17 protein-coding genes, 1 tRNA gene and 1 pseudogene are annotated in these 19,825 nt (G+C 61.8%); 9 read left to right on the top strand and 10 right to left on the bottom strand.

Features of this window, described 5'->3' with window-relative positions:
- The 7 genes and pseudogenes from HMPREF1249_RS00370 to HMPREF1249_RS00340 all read left to right on the top strand — a co-directional run.
- A partial coding sequence (locus HMPREF1249_RS00370; protein WP_051258589.1) for a GntR family transcriptional regulator occupies positions 1–735 on the top strand: 735 nt, incomplete at its 5' end.
- Positions 736–781: 46 nt separating this feature from the next.
- Positions 782–1,792, top strand: a complete 1,011-nt coding sequence (locus tag HMPREF1249_RS00365; protein WP_008521418.1) for a uroporphyrinogen decarboxylase family protein — start codon at positions 782–784, stop codon at positions 1,790–1,792.
- A gap of 39 nt (positions 1,793–1,831) precedes the next feature.
- Positions 1,832–3,109: an L-cysteine desulfidase family protein gene (locus HMPREF1249_RS00360; protein ID WP_008523012.1), complete on the top strand. Its 1,278-nt coding sequence runs from the start codon at positions 1,832–1,834 to the stop codon at positions 3,107–3,109.
- Between the two features lie 66 nt (positions 3,110–3,175).
- The gene (locus tag HMPREF1249_RS00355) at positions 3,176–4,192 is read left to right on the top strand and encodes an ornithine cyclodeaminase family protein (protein ID WP_008521421.1); all 1,017 of its coding nucleotides are present in this window, start codon (positions 3,176–3,178) and stop codon (positions 4,190–4,192) included.
- A 33-nt stretch (positions 4,193–4,225) separates the two neighbouring features.
- A complete protein-coding gene (locus HMPREF1249_RS00350) occupies positions 4,226–5,755 on the top strand; it encodes an ABC transporter substrate-binding protein (RefSeq protein ID WP_008521423.1) in 1,530 nt (509 codons plus the stop codon).
- Between the two features lie 45 nt (positions 5,756–5,800).
- The gene (locus tag HMPREF1249_RS00345) at positions 5,801–7,321 is read left to right on the top strand and encodes an ABC transporter substrate-binding protein (protein ID WP_008523013.1); all 1,521 of its coding nucleotides are present in this window, start codon (positions 5,801–5,803) and stop codon (positions 7,319–7,321) included.
- A 299-nt stretch (positions 7,322–7,620) separates the two neighbouring features.
- A pseudogene (locus HMPREF1249_RS00340) lies at positions 7,621–8,618 on the top strand (M20 metallopeptidase family protein).
- 60 nt (positions 8,619–8,678) lie between these two features.
- Here HMPREF1249_RS00340 and HMPREF1249_RS00335 read toward each other — a convergent pair.
- Positions 8,679–10,175: a S10 family serine carboxypeptidase-like protein gene (locus tag HMPREF1249_RS00335; RefSeq protein WP_008521425.1), complete on the bottom strand. Its 1,497-nt coding sequence runs from the start codon at positions 10,173–10,175 to the stop codon at positions 8,679–8,681.
- 204 nt (positions 10,176–10,379) lie between these two features.
- On the opposite strand from HMPREF1249_RS00335, the gene HMPREF1249_RS00330 reads away from it, so the two are divergent.
- Together HMPREF1249_RS00330 and rsmA are read left to right on the top strand one after the other, a co-directional pair.
- Positions 10,380–10,456, top strand: a tRNA-Pro gene (locus HMPREF1249_RS00330).
- 57 nt (positions 10,457–10,513) lie between these two features.
- Complete coding sequence (gene rsmA / locus HMPREF1249_RS00325; RefSeq protein WP_008523015.1) at positions 10,514–11,299, top strand: 16S rRNA (adenine(1518)-N(6)/adenine(1519)-N(6))-dimethyltransferase RsmA; 786 nt, start codon at positions 10,514–10,516, stop codon at positions 11,297–11,299.
- A gap of 54 nt (positions 11,300–11,353) precedes the next feature.
- Here rsmA and der read toward each other — a convergent pair whose 3' ends face one another.
- Genes der through cmk form a run of 9 tightly spaced genes read right to left on the bottom strand, consistent with a single transcriptional unit; the run spans position 11,354 to position 19,813 of the window.
- Entirely contained in the window at positions 11,354–12,676 is a 1,323-nt protein-coding gene (gene der / locus HMPREF1249_RS00320; protein ID WP_008523016.1) for a ribosome biogenesis GTPase Der, read from the bottom strand.
- A gap of 19 nt (positions 12,677–12,695) precedes the next feature.
- A complete protein-coding gene (locus tag HMPREF1249_RS00315) occupies positions 12,696–14,495 on the bottom strand; it encodes a primosomal protein N' family DNA-binding protein (protein ID WP_231366861.1) in 1,800 nt (599 codons plus the stop codon).
- Positions 14,465–15,682 carry a bifunctional phosphopantothenoylcysteine decarboxylase/phosphopantothenate--cysteine ligase CoaBC gene (gene coaBC, locus HMPREF1249_RS00310; protein WP_008521429.1) on the bottom strand — a complete coding sequence of 406 codons (1,218 nt, stop codon included), beginning with the start codon at positions 15,680–15,682 and terminating at the stop codon, positions 14,465–14,467. Before coaBC ends, HMPREF1249_RS00315 begins: the two co-directional genes overlap by 31 nt.
- A complete protein-coding gene (gene rpoZ, locus HMPREF1249_RS00305) occupies positions 15,657–15,917 on the bottom strand; it encodes a DNA-directed RNA polymerase subunit omega (RefSeq protein WP_008521430.1) in 261 nt (86 codons plus the stop codon). The genes coaBC and rpoZ overlap by 26 nt, the downstream gene beginning before the upstream one ends.
- A complete protein-coding gene (gene gmk / locus HMPREF1249_RS00300) occupies positions 15,914–16,516 on the bottom strand; it encodes a guanylate kinase (RefSeq protein ID WP_008523018.1) in 603 nt (200 codons plus the stop codon). Before gmk ends, rpoZ begins: the two co-directional genes overlap by 4 nt.
- The gene (locus HMPREF1249_RS00295) at positions 16,513–17,388 is read right to left on the bottom strand and encodes a YicC/YloC family endoribonuclease (RefSeq protein ID WP_008521434.1); all 876 of its coding nucleotides are present in this window, start codon (positions 17,386–17,388) and stop codon (positions 16,513–16,515) included. The genes gmk and HMPREF1249_RS00295 overlap by 4 nt, the downstream gene beginning before the upstream one ends.
- A 4-nt stretch (positions 17,389–17,392) precedes the next feature.
- Entirely contained in the window at positions 17,393–18,514 is a 1,122-nt protein-coding gene (gene hflX, locus HMPREF1249_RS00290) for a GTPase HflX (protein ID WP_039872966.1), read from the bottom strand.
- A 5-nt stretch (positions 18,515–18,519) separates the two neighbouring features.
- Positions 18,520–19,155, bottom strand: coding sequence for a lysophospholipid acyltransferase family protein (locus tag HMPREF1249_RS00285; protein ID WP_008521438.1), 636 nt, complete (start codon positions 19,153–19,155; stop codon positions 18,520–18,522).
- A complete protein-coding gene (gene cmk / locus HMPREF1249_RS00280) occupies positions 19,145–19,813 on the bottom strand; it encodes a (d)CMP kinase (RefSeq protein ID WP_008523020.1) in 669 nt (222 codons plus the stop codon). The genes HMPREF1249_RS00285 and cmk overlap by 11 nt, the downstream gene beginning before the upstream one ends.
- Positions 19,814–19,825 lie beyond the last annotated feature (12 nt).

Raw genomic sequence — 19,825 nt, 5'->3', positions numbered from 1 at the left:
CCCAAAACAACCCCCCACGAGTCAGATAGCGAACGGCAGACCATGAGGCTGACGGCTACTGAACGGGTCTACGTCGAGATAAAAGACGCCATTCTCAAGGGGGAGTACAAGCCGGGCCAGCAGCTCCGACAGGACGCTCTGGCGTCGAATTTCGGCGTGAGCCGAATCCCGATCCGAGAGGCGCTGATGCAGCTTTCCCGGGAAAACCTCGTTGTTTTTTCGCCGTTCAAGGGCGCCGAGGTGGCATCCTTGTCCATTCAGGAACTTCGGGAAACATTCGAGGTCTGCTTTATTCTCGAGGCGGCGGCCATGCGGTACTCCATCGACGTTATCACCGACGAGCAGATCAACAAGATCGAGCGGGCAATTCGGGGATCTGACACGGCTGAGCCGTCGCTTCTTGCCGTCGATGGGTCGACGAAGTGGGATTTTCATCAGGCCCTTTACGCCGTTTCAGGGCGGTCCAAGCTCGTCGCCCTGATCGACGCCCAGCACGTGGCCGCAGAGCGGTACACCCGGCTGTACCTGCACCTGATGCACGATAAGGGAGATTCTACTAAGGACCACTTGGCCATACTGCAGTGCTGCCGGCTGCGCAACTCCGCAGAGGCGATCCTGATTCTCCACGAGCACCTGCGCAAGGCCTGCCAGAGGCTTTGCGAGTACATTTATCCTCAGTACACGGCGGCGGACACCGACGGCTCGTATCGAGCGCCGCTGTTTCCGCCCATGTAGTTTTTCTGCTTGACAGCATCTCAACTTAAAGGAGGAAACGATCATCATGTCTCTCACTCACAAGCAACGCGTTGAACGGGCTTTGGCCCACCAAGAAACCGATCGGATTGCATACAGCATGTGGATGCACTTCCCCAACAGGGACCGGCATCCCCGCCGCCTGGCCGAGCTGAGCTTGGCCAATCAGGTGAAGTACGATCTGGACTTCATCAAGTTCATGCCGTTCGGCATGTACTCGACGATTGACTTCGGCGTCGACCTGGATGTCTTCCCCGGCTACACCGAAGCGCCGGTTCTGCACGCCCCGATCATTAAAGACGTTAAGGACTGGGACAAGATTCACTTCGTCCCCGGCACCGCCGGCGAGTACGCTGTCGTGCTCGAGGCTCAGCAGCTGCTGTTCGAGATGATGGACGAGCGGATCCCGTTCCTGCAGACCGTGTTCAGCCCGATGACGACGCTGGCCAAGATGTGCAGCCCGAAGGTCCTTGTGGAACACCTGCGCCAAGATCCGGCTCGGATTCACCGGGCGCTGGAGATCGTCACCGCTACGACGCTCGAGTTCATGAAAGCGTCGGTTGAGCTTGGCGCCGACGGGTTCTTCTTCGCTTCTCAGCTTTCCGGCGAGGACGCGATGACGTCTGAGGAACATACGGCGTTCGTCAAGTACTACGACAAGGAGCTGCTGAAAGCTACCGCGTCCCAGACGTGGTTTAACGTTCTGCACCTGCACGGCCCCAAGGTTCGCCTGAAGGAAGTTCAGGATTACCCGGTTCAGGGGCTGAGCTGGCACGACCGGGATGACGGCCCGTCGATGGACGAGGTGCGGTCCTACAGCGACAAGACGTTCGTCGGCGGCCTGAGCTGGGGCAGCAACTGGCTGGGCAAGACCGATGAAGAGGTCACCGCGGAAGTTCGAGAGGTAGCGTCCCGGCATGACGGCAAGGGAATCATTCTTGGCCCTGGCTGCGTCATTGCGCCGCAGACACCTGAAAGCCGACTGCAGCTCGTGCACTCGACCGTTGTTGAGTGTACCCGCTCCTGTTGTCGCTGTTGAGCTGCCGGTACGGTACCGGTACTTTTGGAGGGGTTGAACTTGTTCACCATCACAGAATTTCTGCAGCAGGAAGTTAAACCGGCCCTTGGATGCACCGAACCGGGAGCAGTCGCCTTGGCAGTCGCCAAAGCGTGCGAGCAGCTGCCCGGTACGGCTGAGAAGCTGGATGTGGTCGTCAGCGACAGCATCTATAAAAACGGCATCGCGGTCGGGGTTCCCGGTACGAACGGGCTCCGGGGCAACGAGATCGCCGCGGCGCTGGCCGTGTTCTGCGGCAAGAGCGCCTATGGCTTGGAAGTCCTGAAGGACGCCTCTCCGGAGGACCTGAAAGCCGCCAAGGACTTTATGGCCGCCGGCCACCTGTCGCTCAAGGCCAACGGCAAGCCGGGCGTGTTCGTCCAGGCCGTCGCGACCCGCGGGGCCGATACCGGTGAGGCGATTATCGAGGGCAGCCACGGCAATATCGTTAAGGCGCTACAGAACGGAAAAGTCACGTTTGAAGCCGCCGCAGCTACCGGCGCCGGAGCTTCCGTCCCAGTGGCCGCGCAGGTTTCGACCATGAACTTTGACGACGTGATGGCACTGGCCGATCAGCTGTCCCCTGCTGACGAGGACTACGTGATGAACGGCGTGGAGATGAACCTGAAGATCTCCAACTACGGCTTTGAGAACCAAGTCGGCCTCGGGCTGGGACGGGCTGTGAAGAACGCCGCAGGAGCCAGATACGACGAGGATCTGGCCGCGCAGGTCAAGGCTATTTCGGCCGCCGCGTCCGACGCCCGCATGGCCGGGGTTTCGCTCCCCGTCATGAGCAGCGCGGGCAGCGGCAACCACGGCATCACGGCCATTCTGCCGGTCTACGTGGTGGGCAAGTACTACGGAAAAAGCCGATCCGAAATCGCCCGGGCCATTGCCTACAGCCATCTGGCTACCAGCTTCATCAAGAGCCGGATGGGACGGCTGAGTCCGGTGTGCGGCTGCGCAGTCGCTGCCGGCGCTGGAGCGGCAGCCGGTATCGTCAACATCATGGGCGGAACGAACCAGCAGGCCCAAAAGGCGATGGAACTCCTGCTGGGGAACATCATCGGCATGGTCTGCGACGGCGCCAAGGAGTCCTGCGCCCTCAAGGTGGGGACCGGAGCGACCGAGGCGTTTTACGCGGCTCAAATCGCCCTCAGCGGCGGCGGCATGGCCGTCTCCCAAGGCGTCGTGGACATTTCCGACTTCCGCAAGACAGCGGACAACGCCGCCCGGCTGAACCGTGAGGGCATGAAGGACGCCGATCACACCCTGATTGACATTATCTCCCACAGATAACAATAGAAACCTAAAGACCCGGGGCATATATAGCCCCGGGGTTATTGTAAATGGAGGTGCTCAGGAGTGAAGTCTGTCCGCATTCGTTTTCTGTCCCAAGAGGACATCCTGTCACTAAATCTCACGTCAACGCAAATCGTTTCGGCCCTTGAACGAATGCTCGTTTCTCACGGCAAAAAGTTGGTGCAGATGCCGCCGAAACCGGCGATCTTCCCCCGTGAGGGGCGCAAGTACGACTACATGCACGCCATGCCGGCCTACGCGTCCGACCTGGACGTATGCGGCCTCAAGTGGCTTTCTCGCTCGTCAGAGAACGAGCGGGATCGGGATCTGCCCCAGTTCACCGGCCTGCAGGTGATGAACGATCCGGACAGCGGCGTGCCGCTTGCCGTCATGGACTGCCGCTGGATCACCGTGGCAAGGACGACAGCCGTTTCCGTTCTCACCGCCCGACTCTGCTCGCCCCGCGCGCCGAAGGTGATGGGCCTTTTGGGGACCGGCCTTCAGGGCAGGTTCCACGCCCTCATGCTGGCTCAAGAGCTGCCGACCGTGAAGGAAATCCGCGTCTACAACCGCACCGAGTCGAAACGGGACGAGTTTATCCGTCAGATCGCGCCCAAGCTGCCCGGCGTAAAGCTGGTTCCGGCCACGATGGAAGAGGCCGTCAGGGACTGCGACGTGGTGGCAGCAGTCGGCCCCGGCGGGCACGGAATCCACTTGGACTGGATCGCCCCCGGATCGCTTTTCATTTCCATCAACTTGGCGCAGCCGCTGGCTCCCGACGCCGTCGCCGGCGTTGAGCGAATTTTCACCGACGACGCCAAACAGTTCTTGAACCGTTTTGAGACCGAGCCGGACGCGTTCGGCGGCAAGCCGGAAGTGGACGGCGAGCTGAGCGAGCTGGTACTCGGGAAAAAACAGCCGCGGATCGCGCCTTCAGATCGAGTGCTGTCGCTTAACTTGGGTATGGCGATCAGCGACTTGGCCTTAGGGGACCTCATTTACCGCGAGGCCGAGGCCAGAAACGTGGGAACCGTGCTTCCCCTGATGGAACAGGAAGACCTCTGGCCGGTTATCGGCTAGAACATAAAAACTGATTTAAAAGGTGGGGATGTTATGAAACGGAAGCTGTTGTTCTGTACTTTGGCTGCGCTGGCAGCCCTTGCGGTTGGCGCGTCTCTCCCGGTCTTCGGACAGGAAAAGGACACGCTGGTGGTAGGAGTGAACGTGGACGCTAAGAACCTCGACCCGCAGAACTCGGTCGACACGGCGTCGTTCTCCCTGATTAAGCAGGTGTTCGAGCCTCTTGTCACAGTCGACGGCAAGACCCGTGAGCTCGTCCCCGTGCTGGCCGAGAAGTGGGAACGGCTCGACGACGCCACCTACAAGTTCTACCTCCGCAAGGGCGTCAAGTTCCACAACGGCGAAGAGCTCACCGCCGACGACGTGGTGTTCTCCCTCAAGCGGGCCACCGACCCGACCCAGTCGGTCTACGCCGGATCCAGCGGCCGCTTTATCGACCCGAACGGGTTTGAGATCATCGACAAGTACACGGTCATCGTTCGGACGAAGGGCCCGGTCGGCGGGTTCCTGTTCAACATGAAGCACCCCTACGCCTCCATTTTCTGCCGCAAGGCGGTAGAAGAAGCGGGCAGCGACGTGTCCCGCCGCCCGATTGGCACCGGCCCGTTCAAGTTCGTCAGCTGGAACAAGGGCGAAAAGCTCACCTTGGCCCGATTTGACGACTACTGGGGCAAGAAGGCCAACTTCAAGAACCTCGAGTTCCTCATTCTTCCCGACGAGAGCAGCCGGGTCATCGCGCTAGAAACCGGCAAGGCCGACTTCATCTACGCCGTGCCCAGTAGCGACGCGGAGCGAATCGACCAGAGCGACAAGGTTCACGTCACCAAGGGGCCCAGCATGGTGCTGATGCACCTCGGGCTGAACACCAAGAGTCCGAAGCTGTCCGATCCTCGGGTCCGTCAGGCCATCGACTACGCGCTGGACAAGAACGTGCTGAACCAAGTGGTCTATCAGGGCAACTCGGAAGTTCCAGCCGGCCCACTGCTTCCCGTCAGCATGTGGTATCCCAAGGACGCCAAGCCTTGGCCGTTTGACCAACAGAAAGCCAAAGAGCTGCTAGCCGAAGCAGGCGTCAAGCTGCCGTTGGAGCTGAACCTGTGGGTAGTCAACGCTCAGGAACGAATCGACTTGGCGACGGTTATCCAGTCCATGCTGGCTCAGGTTGGCATCAACGTGAACGTGCAGGTGTTTGAAAACGCCGTGTTCGAGGAGAAGATCAAGTCCGGCCAGCACGACATGTACATCATTACTTGGGGTATGCAGACGTCCCGCGACCCAGCGATGTACTGGCAGACCATGCTCTACTCCACGGCCGCCGGCACAACCAACAAGTCGTTCACGTCCGACCCCAAGCTCGACGAGCTGATTGACGCGGCGTTGGCCTGTCTTGACATGGACAAGAGAAACGAGCTGCTTCAGCAGCTGTGGAACCGAATTCTCGAGTACCACCCCATCATCCCGCTGGCACTGCCCAATGAGCTGTACGGCTCTGACAGAAACCTTCAGGGCGTCGACGACCTGTACGACGGGAAAATCAACTACCTCGGCAACCTGCACTATTAGCCCTGCGAGACCTATTCCACTCGCCTCACAAAAGGAGTGACTCCTGTGAAAAAGAGTTTTCTCGTTCTCGCTCTGACGGCCGCTCTGTGCGCCTGCGCGCTGCCCGCCGCCGCTGATCCCAAGGACACATTGGTCGTGGGGGTGAACGTGGACGCCAAGAACCTCGACCCGCAGAACTCGGTCGACACGGCGTCGTTCTCCCTGATAAAGCAGGTGTTCGAGCCTCTTGTCACAGTCGACGGCAAGACCCGCGAGCTCGTTCCCGTGCTGGCCGAAAAGTGGGAACGGCTCGACGACATCACCTACAAGTTCTATCTCCGAAAGGGCGTCAAGTTCCACAACGGTGAAGAGCTCACCGCCGACGACGTGGTGTTCTCCCTCAAGCGGGCCACCGACCCGACCCAGTCAGTCTACGCCGGCTCCAGCGGCAAGTTCATCAACCCGAACGGGTTTGAGATCATCGACAAGTACACGGTCATCGTTCGCACCAATGGCCCTGTGGGAAGCTTTTTAGCCCACATGAAACACCCCTACGCCTCCATTTTCTGCCGCAAGGCGGTGGAAGAAGCCGGCAGCGACGTGTCCCGCCGGCCGATCGGCACCGGCCCGTTCAAGTTCGTCAGCTGGAACAAGGGCGAAAAGCTCACCTTGACCCGATTTGACGACTACTGGGGCAAGAAGGCCAACTTCAAGAACCTCGAATTCCTCATTCTTCCCGACGAGAGCAGCCGTGTCATCGCGCTGGAGACCGGCAAGGCCGACTTCATTTACGCCGTGCCCAGCAGCGACGCGGAGCGAATCGACCAGAGCGACAAGGTTCACGTCATCAAGGGCCCCAGCATGGTGCTGATGCACCTCGGGCTGAACACCCAGAGCCCCAAGCTGTCCGATCCTCGGGTCCGTCAGGCCATCGACTACGCGCTGGACAAGAGAGTGCTGAACCAGGTGGTCTATCAGGGCAACTCGGAAGTTCCAGCCGGTCCGCTGCTTCCCGCTCATATGTGGTACCCGAAGGACGCCCAGCCATGGCCGTTCGACCAACAGAAAGCCAAAGAGCTGCTGGCCGAATCGGGAGTCAAACTGCCGTTGGAGCTGAACCTGTGGGTGATCAACGCTCAGGAGCGAATCGACCTGGCAACGGTTATCCAGTCCATGCTGGCTCAGGTTGGCATCAACGTGAATGTGCAGGTGTTTGAAAACGCCGTGTTCGAGGAGAAGATCAAGTCCGGCCAGCACGACATGTACATCATTACCTGGGGCGCTCAGACGACCAGAGACCCGTCGTTCTATTGGCAGACCATGCTCTACTCCAAAGCTGCCGGCACCACCAACAAGTCGTTCACGAAGAACCCGGAAATCGACAAGTTCATCGACGAATCAATCTCCACTCTGGAGCAGGAAAAACGCTTTGAAGTGTTTGCCAAACTCTGGGACGTCATTCAGGCGTATCACCCCATCGTCGCGTTGGCCCTGCCTAATGAGCTTTACGGGGCCCGTCGGGACCTGAAAGGGACCGAGGACCTGTGCGACGGAAAAATTAACTACCTAGGCAACCTGCACTACTAGCAGTGACGCCGCCGAGGCCGACCTTGGTCCCGGCGGCTTTTTTGCGCTTTTTTGCCTGACGGCTATCCGCGTCAATCGCTAAGGAGGGGTTTTGTTGACATCACCAATTCTTTCAGCGGCGCTTTCGATTAAGGATGAAATCATCGCCGACAAACGGCGCCTTCACTCCTACCCGGAGCTGGGCATGAAGGAACGCCTGACAACCGAATTTGTCCTTCACCGCCTCGGTGAGCTGGGCATTCCAACTCAGCCGTTAGATCTTGAAGTGGGAGCCGTCGGACTCATTCGCGGGAACGGCAATGGCCCTGAGAGGGACAATTGCCCTTCGAGCCGACATGGACGCCCTTCCCATTCAGGAGACCGCCGACGTGCCGGACAAGTCGACTATCAGCGGCGTCATGCACGCCTGCGGCCACGACTGCCATACTGCGATGCTGCTCGGCGCGGCGAAGCTACTGATGGGCCGGAAGGACAGTTTTCAGGCACAGTGAAGCTGCTGTTCCAGCCCGCCGAGGAAACCCTTCAGGGCTCCAGGTACCTTATCGACCACGGGGCTCTGGAGAACCCTCACGTGGACACGATCATCGGGCTTCACGGCACGTCGGACTTCCACACCGGCGAGATGGCGTTCCTCGAGGGCCCGGCGATGGCGTCGTCTGACTCGTTCATCGTGACAGTCACAGGAGAAGCCAGTCACGGCGCGTATCCTCACGTTTCCGGCCGAGATCCGCTTCTGGCGGCGGCCAACTGTATCGTCGCGCTTCAAGGGCTGGTGACCCGCCAGTTCAACGCCATCGATTCCTTGGTTCTTTCGGTCTGCGAAATTCACGGCGGCAAGGCGCCGAACGCAATTCCTCAGGCCGTCTCTTTCAGCGGCACCGTCCGAACGCAGTGCGAAGCCGTCCGGCGTCAAGTCGAAGGCCGAATGAACACCATGCTGGCCGACATCTGCGCCGGGTATGGCTGCACCCACACGACAGAGTACCGGTACGGCGTTCCGCCGCTGGTCAACGATCCGGAGATGGTCGCGTCAGCCCGTCGGGCCGCTTGTAATCTGTTGGGTGCTGATAAGGTCAAGACTCTACCCTACCCGTCCATGGGCTCCGAGGATTTCGCCTTTTACGGCGAGAGGGTACCCAAGTCGGTCTTCGCCCGGCTGGGAGTCTGGACTGCCCAAAAGCCACAGCCAAAGTACCATAACGGCGAGTTCGTCTTCGACGAAGACGCTTTGCCGCTGGGGACGGCGTTTTTCGTCCAAATCGTTCAGGAACTGTTAGGACCTTCTGCGGGCCACTGAGTACAGCAAGACGAGGGCCCGACGCTCAAATGAGCGTCGGGCCCTCGTCTTATCTGTCAGTTACCGGGCAAGTGTCCGGCTGTAAAACTCTTTCAGGTCGCGCCGCAGCTCCAGCCGGGCGTCCATGTTGGTATAGAGCATGTGGCCGCCCCAGTAGCGGCGAAGCGTTATCTGGCCCATCAGCTCGCGTGGGATCGGCAGGTGGTTCAGACAGTACTGGGTCGTGTCGATGCTACAGTGAATGTCAAAGTACCCGCACCCGACGAAAAGCCCCATGTCGGGGAAGCGCTTCATCGCCAAAGCGATCTGTTCCAGCGAGCTGATGAAGCCGCCGGCTCGGGTCGGAATGCCTTCCAGTTTCGTCTCGTACCCGCTGAAGAAGTTCCACGCCGGCGCGACGTACGCGTCGTTGAACAGGTAGTACTCCCGCTCCGGACCGGCGGGCAGCCGATCCCCGAAGTAATCGTGAAGAGCAGCCAGCGCCGGGTACGACACCCTAAACGAGCTCGGCTCGGTATCGCCCTTGTAGCCGTGCTCCGGCACGGTGAGCCGGGAGTCGAACAGGCTGACGGCCTTCCCTTCGTCGGCCAAGAGCAGGCCGGCGAATCGGCTGTGGAGCACCTTCAGGTTCATGTCCTCCACCTGAGCAACCGTCAACCCGGTGTATTCGGCCAGCTTGGCGGCGCAATCAGCCCGCTCTTTCTCTGTCAAGCAGTTGACGCCCTTCCACAGGAGCGGAACGTACTCGCTTTTCGCCCAGTTGCCCACTTCTTCCCGCAGCTGATCGACCGTCAGGGCCTGAAGACGGCTGCTGAGCTTTTTGTGGTACCACGCGCAGACAGCCATTGCCGGCAGCGTATGCACTAAATGACGCTCCAGCAGGGCGGTAGTGTTCAGCTCGGCGTATGAGAACGCCGGCGACAGGGCCACAAACGCCTCGGGCATGATGCCTCGGTCCTGCAGCTTCGTCAGCAGCCGGCCGCCTCTGACGCCGCCGTAACTCTCGCCAAAGACCACGACCGGATCGGCCCAGCGGCGCTGTTTTGTCAGCCAGACGCGGATAAACTCAGAAAAGGCTTCCGCGTCCTCGTCAACGCCGCAGTACCGCTTGAGCAGGTCTTTATCCCAGCCAGCCCCGCGGCTGAAACCGGTACCCAGCGGGTCGATGAACACGAGGTCGGTGAAGTCAAGGATCGTGCCCGGGTTGTCTTCCAGCCGAAACGGCGGGCGGGGCACGTCAAGCCCGTGATCCGACTGGCAGAGCGCCTTGGGAGCCAAGCCGCCAACGTGAAGGTAAATCGACGACGTGCCGGGACAGCCGTTAAACGCGAATGTCACTGGCCGACACGCCCGCTCCAACTCGCTCAAGTTCTTTTTCGTATAGGCAGCGTAGAACCACTCGCACCGCTGATCATCCTGATCGCCGTACAGCGGCAGCTGGCCGACCGTGCAGGTGTAATCCAGCCGTTCTCCGTCCAGCTCGATAGAGTCGTCAAAACTGCTCTCAGGCTGGCGGGCCTGAAATGCCCCTTCTTCGCCGACGCGAATATCTTCCATGTCTGCATCCCCTTTTGGAAGGTTCTCAGCAGCCCGGTCTCAATCTGAGCTGTTAGGATTTTATACTATCACTTTTGCCCCGACCTCTCATCGTCAGCCCGGCTGAAAAAACCATTCAAGCGAGGCCGCTACAATATTTAGAATAAAGTCAGACCTTGCGGACACTTGACTGACCGGGGCCAGCTGGTATAATCTTCACTGTTGCGGGACGTAGCGCAGTCTGGTAGCGTACCTGAATGGGGTTCAGGTGGTCGGAGGTTCGAATCCTCTCGTCCCGACCATGTCAAATGTTCGAGCGGCCGCCCAAGGCGGCCGCTCGTTTTTTAGGCGGTGATCCTATGGAACGATTCGTCCATCGCACCCAGCTGGGTCAAAATTTTCTCGCCAACGGCGCGGTCATCGACCGGGCCGTCGCCCGCGCGGAGCTTCGCGAGGACGAAACCGTCCTCGAAATAGGCGCCGGTCAGGGCGTCCTGACGTCCGCGCTTCTGGCCTCGCCAGCTCGGTTCGTCCACTCGTTCGAAATCGACCGACGGCTCGAGCAGTGGCTGGCTCCGCTTGAGTGCTCACGGCTTGCCCTGCACTGGGGCGACGTGATGAGCTTTCCTCTGGCCGAGCTCGACCCACTGCCCACCGCCGTCGTGGCAAACATTCCCTATCACATCACCACGCCGCTGATCTGGAAGGTTCTCGAAGAGCTCGCCCCGCGCGGCTTGACGCGGCTCGTTCTGCTGGTGCAGAAGGAAGCGGCCGAGCGGCTGTGCGCCCCGCCGAGGACAAAAGCCCGGTACCCGCTTGGCGTGACGATTGAGGCGATGGGCAACGCCGAGACGTTCATGAAGGTGTCCCCCGGCTCGTTCGTCCCACCGCCGAAGGTCTGGTCGGCTCTGGTCCATATCCAGCTCGTCCGGCGGCATGAACTGGCGCTGAACGCCCTCTGGCGCCGGCTTCTGCGCGACGCGTTCGCCCAGCGGCGCAAAAAGGCCCTGAACTCGCTTGAAGCCGCGGGACGAAACAAAGAGGAGACGGCTCGAGCCTTTCAGGACTGCTCCATCAGCCCAAACGCCCGGGCTGAGGAACTGACAACCGACCAATGGCTGGCGCTGTTGGAAAAAACCTCATAAAAGAGAGACCTTCCGTCCCGTTGAGCCGGGCCGGAAGGTCTCTCTTTTTTGCGCTTACGCTGGGTTCTCTTTCTTTCTGCCACGCCAGAACAGGCGAAGCGGCACGCCGGAGAAGTCCTCCAGCTCGCGGATCTTTTTCCTCATATGGTTCTCAAACGCCTGCGTGACCAGCTTGGGATCGTTGACGAAGAACACGAACGTCGGCGGCACGTCGGAGCTTTGAGTGCAGTAGAAGATGCGCAGGAGCCGGCCTTTTCCGTCGCTGGGAAGCCGCTCAAACGCGAGCATGTCCCTGACGATCCGGTTGAGAAGCGCCGAGCTGAACCGAGCCCGCCGCCGGTCGTACACGCCGGCAGCCAAGTCGAGCAACTTATGCAGGCCTCTGCCCGAGAGGGCGGACGTGAAGAGCCTCGGCGCGTCCGCGGCGAACCGAAATTCCTCGTCCAGCTTTTTTGTCATCTCGTCGCCCGGCCGCTCGCCGGTGATGAGGTCCCACTTGTTGACCACTAGGACGAGCCCTTTGCCCCGGTCGAGGATTTCGGCCACAAGGCGCTGATCCTGTTCTGTCGCCGGCTCGGACGCGTCCATGATGAAGACGGCCACGTCGCACTCGTCCACGGCCTGCATGGTCCGCACCGACGAATAGAACTCGACGTTCCCTTTCTGACGGCTTTTGCGCCGCAGCCCGGCGGTGTCCACGATTCTGAACGTCCGGCTGTTTTGAGCCGTCTCCCAGTCGATGGCGTCCCGGGTCGTTCCTGCCACGTCGCTCACCAGAGAGCGGTCCTCGCCGGCCAGCCTGTTGAGTATGCTCGATTTGCCGCAGTTGGGCCGCCCGACGAGGGCGATTTTTATGACTTCTTCGGCCTCCGGCGGGAGCTGGCGGTCTGGGAGGACCGCGCAGACGGCCTCTTTCAGCTCGTCAATGCCCCGGTCGTGAAGCGCGCTGACGCCGATGACCTTGTCAAAGCCCAGCGAGTACGCTTCCATGGCCAGATCGTCGTGCTTCCAGTCGTCCAGCTTGTTGATGACCACGATGACGCGGGACGAGGCTTTGCGGAGCACGTCGGCCACGTCCTGATCCATCCACGTGACGCCTGACGGGCCGTCAACCACGAACAGAACCGCGTCGCTTTCTTCGATGGCCTGCTGTATCTGGCCTCTCATGGACCGCATGATCGGGTCGTCGTCGCGAAGCAGTAGGCCGCCGGTGTCAACAAGGTAAAACGAGCGGTCTCCCCACTCGACGCGGCCGAAGAGCCGATCCCGGGTGACGCCCGGTTGGTCGTCCACGATGGCCCGGCGGCTGCCGACCAGACGGTTGAAAAGCGATGACTTGCCCACGTTCGGGCGGCCGACGATAGAAACTATTGCCATAACAAACTCCTTTGCGCCGTCAGTCCAGGCGCAGGCTAATTTTCGGGAATCCCTTCCGGGACTGGCCGATGGAAAAAAGCGGAGCAAGGCACTGGTGCAGAGGCGCCAGACGCTCCGCGAGGAGGCTTATTTTTTCGTCCGATTCCATGTACGAGAACCCGCCGTCGTCCAGCGCCTGGCGCACTTCGTCGCTCCGGCCCGCCGGGTCGATGGTGACGAAGTACGAGTACGGAGGAAATCCGAGCTCCCGCCGCTCTTTGAGTTCGCCGATCCAAAACGCTTTCCAGCCAGATTTCAGCGTGATCTGCCAGCCTTTCTGTGGCGACCGGGTCTGAAGGACCACGTCCCGGCCCTTGGGCCTGCCTCGGGTCATTGACTCGAGAATCATCGAGTACGCTTCGGCGCGGGAGGCGTAGTCCGGCTGGCGGGCTTCCGCGTCGGCGTCGAGCCAGCAGACTAACGGCACGTCGAGCTTTGACAGCAGGGACAGGGCGCGCCGGGACCCCAACACGAGCCCGCCGGTCTCGGCCAAGGCAGCTACCTTTTCCCGAGCCTCCCGCACTCCAGACGGGTCGTTTTGGTGCCATAAAACGACCGGCTGTGAGCCCGCCAAGGCCTGAGCTATCGGCAGGAGTGCTTCAAGCCCGGGGCGGCGGCTTTGAAGGAGCCGGCCGCCGCAGTGAGGACAGGCGTCGGGCAGTTCGGCCGACCAGCGGCAGACGGGACAGACGAGCCGTCCGCCCCAAAGAGTTACCCCGGCGCCGCACCGGCCGCAGACTACCGGTTGGTCACACTCCAAGCACCGTATTTCGCCGGCCTCGCCGCGCCGGTCAAGGAGCCACAGGACAGTTTTTCCGGCTCGAAGGACTTTTTTCGTGTCGCTCAGCACCGACTCGCCGATGGAAAAGGGAAACCGAAACCCCGTCAGCTCATGACGCGCCGCGTCAAACAGGCTGACAAAACGAAGTCCCGCTTTGTCGTCCGGCGACGATTCGGCCTCGCGAGGCGCGCAGGCGCAAAAGACGCGGGACGAGGGCATGCGGCCTAAAAGGAGGACCTTGCCTCCGGCGTGAAACCGCCGGGCGGCGAGGCTTCGGACCGACAGGCCGACGCCGCTTTGGAGCACGTACGCTGCCAAACTTTCGCCTTCGATGGCGCACAGCTCCGGCCGGCGCAGTGGAGCCATGACGCAGGCCGAACTGCCGATGACTATCGGATCGTCGCTTCCAAGGCACTTCTTCCACGCGGCGGCAATCGCCTTGGCCCCTTTGGGCCAGAGAATGAGCCGTTTTTTTAGTCCGGCGCCGCTCAGGCGGCGGGCCCATTCTTTAGCCGTCTCCAGCTCCGGGGTCATGACGATGGCCCCGCCCGAACAGCCGGTCAAGGTGGAGACGACTTTCTGGAACCGTGCCTCGTCGCTGGGATCGTAAAACGTCTCCGAGCTGGACGGAACAGTCCCTTCTTGCGTCCATTCGGGAAACGGCTCGCCCTTCCAGAACGAACCGGGCAGGAGCTGGCGAATGACGTCGCCGGGTGAGCAGAAAAACGAGCCAGCCGCCCATTCGACGACGGGAATCATCGCCTGAGCCACCGTCGGGGCTGGGTCGATGACCCGAAGTATTTTTTTTACCGTCTGGTCGGCTGGCCCGTCTTCCGGTCCGGCGACGAGGCCGATTCGGACGCTTCGGCCAACCGGGACGGCGACCCGACAGCCCGAGGGAACCGGGCCGTCGCTCTCGTACGTCAGGCTGTGCCACCAAGGGCCGGCCAGCCACACGCGAACCAGTGTCATGCCAATGTCGGGCTCAGGACGTTCCACATCTCCCAAGCGACGGCTTCTTTGGAGCCTTTCAGCTCGATTCGGCCGCCCGAGCGGTCCAGCAGGGTCACCGTGTTGGTGTCGGCCCCGAATCCGCTGCCCGCTGACGTCAGGTCGTTGGCGGCGATGAAGTCCAGCTTTTTGCGCTCCAATTTGCCTTGGGCGTGGACCAGCACGTCGTCCGTTTCGGCGGCAAATCCGACCAGAATCTGGCCGGGACGCTTGTTTGCCCCGGCCCAAGCGATGATGTCCGGGTTCTGGACGAACGCCCGCTCCACCCGTTCCACCGACTCGCGCTTAATTTTTCTGGGGCTCGACGACTCGGGGCGGTAATCACTCACCGCCGCGGAGGCCACGATAAAGTCGGCGCTCGCCGCTCGGTCCTTGACGGCTTGGAACATTTCAAGCGCCGAGACGACCCGCGTCACGCTCGCCTCCTTGGGGAACTGAACCGACGTCGGCCCTGCGACGACCTCAACCGACGCGCCGCGGAGCACGGCGGTCCAAGCAAGCGCCGCGCCCATTTTGCCCGTGCTGGGGTTGGAGATGAAACGCACCGGGTCCAAGTACTCGCGGGTCGGTCCAGCCGTGATGAGCACTCGCCGGCCTGCCAAGTCAGATGCTGGGGAGAGGACGCGCCACAGCTGCCGGACGATTTCTTCCGGCTCGGGCATTCGGCCCGGCCCCTCTTCGCCGCAGGCGAGGGGGCCGTTTTCAGCTCCGGCGACGAACGCGCCGCGGCGGGCCAACGTCCGAATGTTTTCCTCTGTGGCCGGGTGAGCCAGCATCTGGCTGTTCATCGCCGGAAAGAACAGAACCGGCGCTTTTGTGGCTAACAGCGTCGCGGCCACCAGCGAGTCGCCCAGCCCAACGGCGGCGGCGGCCAAGTGGTGAGCCGTGCAGGGCGCTACGATCACGGCTTCGGCCCACTGGGCCAGCTGGATGTGGGGAATTTGGGAGCCGCCCGAAACCGACAGAAAATCCGACTGACGCCAGACCCGATTTCCCGACAGGGTCTCCAGCACCATGGGGCTGACAAACGACTCGGCGGCTTGGGTCATGACGACTCGGACCTGACAGCCGTACGACGCCAACAGGCGAACGAGCCCCGGCGTCTTGTAGGCGGCGATGCCGCCTGTGACGGCGAGGACTATTCGCCGGTTACTCTGCCATTGAAGAGGGACCATTTGTTTCGCCGGGCAGCGGCTGGGGGTTGACCGTGTTGAACGAGACGGACAACCGCCCGCTTTCCATCTCCTGAAGGGCCTGAGAAATGTACTTTTCGTCTTCCTCCTCGCCCTCCGCGGGAGCGACCCGCATTTCGCTCAGCTGGCGCGCCCTCTGGGCGATGACCAGCGTGAGCATGTACTTGTTCTGTATCCCCGCATTTTCGGCGATTTTGTCCATGTTGTAAAAGATCATTTGATCTCTGCTCCTTTCCCACGACGCGACGTGATGAACTCGCGCAACTTATTGGCCGCCTGCTCAACCGTGTCGTTGACCACGACGAGATCGTAACTGTCTTCCATTGCCAGCTCGTCCGACGCGGCGGCCAGCCGCCGGCGGATAGCCTCTTCCGTTTCGGTGCCCCGGCCTCTCAGGCGGCGTTCCAGGTCCTCCAGCGTGGGCGGCGCGATGAAGATCGTCACCGCCTCCGGCATGACCTTTTTTACCTGACAGGCGCCTTGGACGTCGATTTCCAAAAAGACGTCCACCCCTTGGCTCAGCAGGTCCTCCACGTCGCTCCGAAGGGTTCCGTACCTGTGTCCGTGCACGTTCGCCCACTCGAGAAACTCGCCGTTTTCGACTCGACGAAGGAAGTCCGCCTCGGAGATGAACCGGTAGTCTACCCCGTCCCGCTCGCCCGGACGGGGCGTCCGGGTGGTGCAGGAGATGGAATATGAGTAGCGGCTCGTGAGCTGGCTGAAGAGTTTGGCCCGAATAGTCCCCTTGCCGACGCCGCTGGGACCCGACAGAACGTACAGCGTCCCAGCCGTCTTGGGCTGCGGCTCGCCGGTCATTCGACGTTCTGCACCTGCTCGCGGATTCGTTCGAGCAGGGTTTTTCCGTCCACGACCAGCCAGCGCAGTTCGGTGCTGGCGGCCTTGGAACCGACCGTGTTGATTTCCCGGTTCATCTCCTGAAGGAGAAAGTCCATCTTCCGGCCGATCGGCCCTTCCCCCTTCAGCAGGTTTCTGAACTGGTCGATGTGGCTTCTCGACCGGCTCAGCTCCTCCGAGATGTCCCACTTGTCAGCCAGTATAACCAGCTCTTGGACCAGCCGATTCTCGTCAACTGGCGCGTCCCAGCGCTCCAGCGTCTCTTTGATTTTCTGCCGGTAGCCATCGAACGCCTGACCGGAGATCTCGTTCCACCGGCTGCTCAGCTGTTCGACCAGGCCGGCCCACTCTTCCAAGTTGGCACTGATGTCGCTGACCAGCGCCCGGCCTTCGGTCAGCCTCATGGCCGCCATGTCGTCGCAGGCGAGGGCCAACGTCTCTTCGACCAGCGACTGCAGGTCCGGCTCGTCGTCGGAAGTCTGCAGGTCGGCAGTGACCGGCAGGCGGAGGACGTCACCCAGCGACGGCGGCTGAATTCCCAGCTCGTCCGCCAGAGACGCCAGTTTCTGGTAGCAGTTTCTGACGGCGTTGACGTCGAGCCGCTCTTCTACCGTCTCCGACGCGGTGTGAAGCTCGGCGCGAACCACGATCTTGCCCCGGGCAAACCGGCTCCGAACGTAGTTCGTCACGTAGGGTTCTAGGCTTGCAAGGTTGCGGTTGCTCTTGTACTGCACTTCCAAATATCTGGAGTTCACGCTGGAAAGCTCTACCGACAGCCTTCCCCAGCCGCGTTCCCCGCTTCGCCTGCTGAATCCTGTCATGCTCGAAGCCATGCTGTCACTCTCCCCTTCGTTCCGTCAGTCCGTCAAGGGCGGTCAGAAGCTCGTCCAGTCCCCTGCCGGTTAAAGCGCTGGTACAACAGACCGGGAAGCCGTGTTTCGACAGGGCAAGAACCGCTTTCGCCGCGTCCCCCTCAGGCACTCGGTCAATTTTATTCAGCACGAGCACGCCAATTCGATCTGACGCGCCGAGATCAGCCAATATCTTGCAGATGACGCCGAACGTGTCTTCCGGATGCGGGTCGCAGACGTCCATGACGACGGCCAGAACTCCTGCCTCGGCCACCTCTTCCAGCGTGGCGCGGAACGACGCGACGAGCTCGGGCGGCAGACGGCGAATGAATCCGACCGTGTCGCCGGCTAGGATCAACCGGCCCGACGGCAGCCTGACCCGGCGTATCGCTGTGTCCAGCGTGGCGAACAGCTTGTCCTCGCCATGAAGGGCACGGTCGCCGCTGAGAGAAGCGACGAGGGTCGTTTTCCCGCAGTTGGTGTAGCCGACGAACGCGACGGTCGTCATGCCGCTTCGCGCCCGCCGCTTGCGCTGTCCGCCTCTGGCGGCCTGAACGCGCCCGAGCTGGCGGGACAGGTCCCGCTCCCGACGTTCCAGCTTGCGCCGGTGCCGCTCGAACTCAGTTTCTCCCGGCCCGCGGGTTCCGATGCCGCCGCCGGTCCGGGACATCTGCTCTCCGAGCCCCCGCAGGTGCGGCAGCTCATACCGACACCGAGCGAGGTCGATCTGCAGCTTGGCTTCCGCGCTGGAAGCCCGGCCCTGAAATATTTTGGTGATGACCAGCGGTCTGTCCCACACGTCGCAACCCCACAGCGCCCGCAGCTCGTGCATCTGCCGGGGCGACAGCGGCTCGTTGCTCACCGCTAGGTCAGCCTCCAAGCCGGCGATAGCGCCTCTCAGCTCTGCGGCGCGACCTGACCCCAAGCAGGTGGCCGGGTCGGGCTGAAGCCGCTTCTGCACGACCGTCTGAACCGCCTCGACGCCGAGGTTTGCGAGCAGCAATCGAAGTTCTTCCAACTCTAGCGTCAGCTGGTCGCTTCCCGGAAGTTCGAGGCCAAAGACGAGGGCGCGTCGCCTCTGAGGGGAGTCTTTAAATTCCGGCGGCAGGTCGGCTAACCAATAGCCAGTTCCTGAAGCCGCTCGAGTTCCTTCTGCAGGGCGAGCCGTACCCGCTCACGCTCCTCTCGTCCCTTGCCGCCGGGCCAGATCATATGGCCTACGTACACTGTGATCGGGTGGCGTCCGATCGTCTCGGCGCCCACCGGCATGGCCTCGAACGTGCCGGCCACGTAAAGCGGGACGATCGGCACGCCCCGGCTGACCGACACGAGCGCCGCGCCGCCTTCGATCTCCATCAGCCGGCCGTCCAGCGACCGGGCGCCTTCGGGGAAGATCATCAGTTCCTCGCCCTCGTCCAGCAGACCCATGAAGTGCCGCAGCGCCTTGCTGGACGCGGCGTCGGTCTGTCGGCTCAGCGGCAGGGCGCCAAGCTTATCGAGAAGCCACGTGAAGGCCGGGTGAATCTGAAACAGCTCTTCTTTAGCCAGCGGCCTCAATCGCCGGGGAAACGCCAGAGCCACCACGACCGGGTCGAGATTGCTCGTGTGGTTGGCCGCGACGATGACCGGATAGTTGGAGGGAAGGTTTTCCTTTCCGACCACCCGAAAGCGGTTGTGAAGTTTCAGGTACGTCCAGCAAAGCCGCCGAACGACTCGATAAAGCACCCTTCGGCCGAAGCTACCCGGCATATTCGTCTCCTAAAAGCCGCCGCAGCACGGCTTCGACGACCTGCTCGACGGTCATATTCGAGCTGTCAAGCTCCCACGCTTCAGGGGCCGGGCGCAGGGGCGAAAGCTCCCGGTGCTCGTCCTGGTCGTCCCGACGGGCCAATGAGGCTTTCATCTCCTCAAGAGAAGGGGCGTCTCCCCGCTCCTTGAGCTCTTTCCATCGGCGGTTGGCCCTCTCGTCGCAGGAAGCGGTGAGGAATATCTTCAGCGGCGCCAGCGGGAACACGACCGTTCCCATGTCCCGGCCGTCGGCGACTAACGGGCCGGCCAGAGCCTGTTCGCGCTGAAGGGCCAAGAGCCTCTCGCGGACCGACGGTAGAGCCGAGTACGACGACGCCAGATCGGAAACCCGAGGCGTGCGGATTTTGTCCGTCACGTCCGCGTCGTTCACCTCAACGCGCCCGTTTTCAAGACGGACCGTCACGTCGTTCAGGGCCTTGCGCAGGGCCGGCGACTCGCAGGGCGGAACGCCCCGGCCGTCCAGCCACAGGGCGACAGCCCGGTAGATGGCCCCGGTGTCCAAGTACCGAATGCCAAGCCGTCGGGCCAGCTCTCGGGCCACTGTGCTTTTGCCGGCTCCCGCCGGACCGTCGATGGCAATCACGCCGATTCGCTTCATCTCTTTTCGCTC

This window comes from Jonquetella sp. BV3C21, assembly GCF_000468895.1.
GTDB classification, from domain to species: domain Bacteria; phylum Synergistota; class Synergistia; order Synergistales; family Dethiosulfovibrionaceae; genus Jonquetella; species Jonquetella anthropi.
This window is presented reverse-complemented; position numbering and strand designations above follow the sequence as displayed.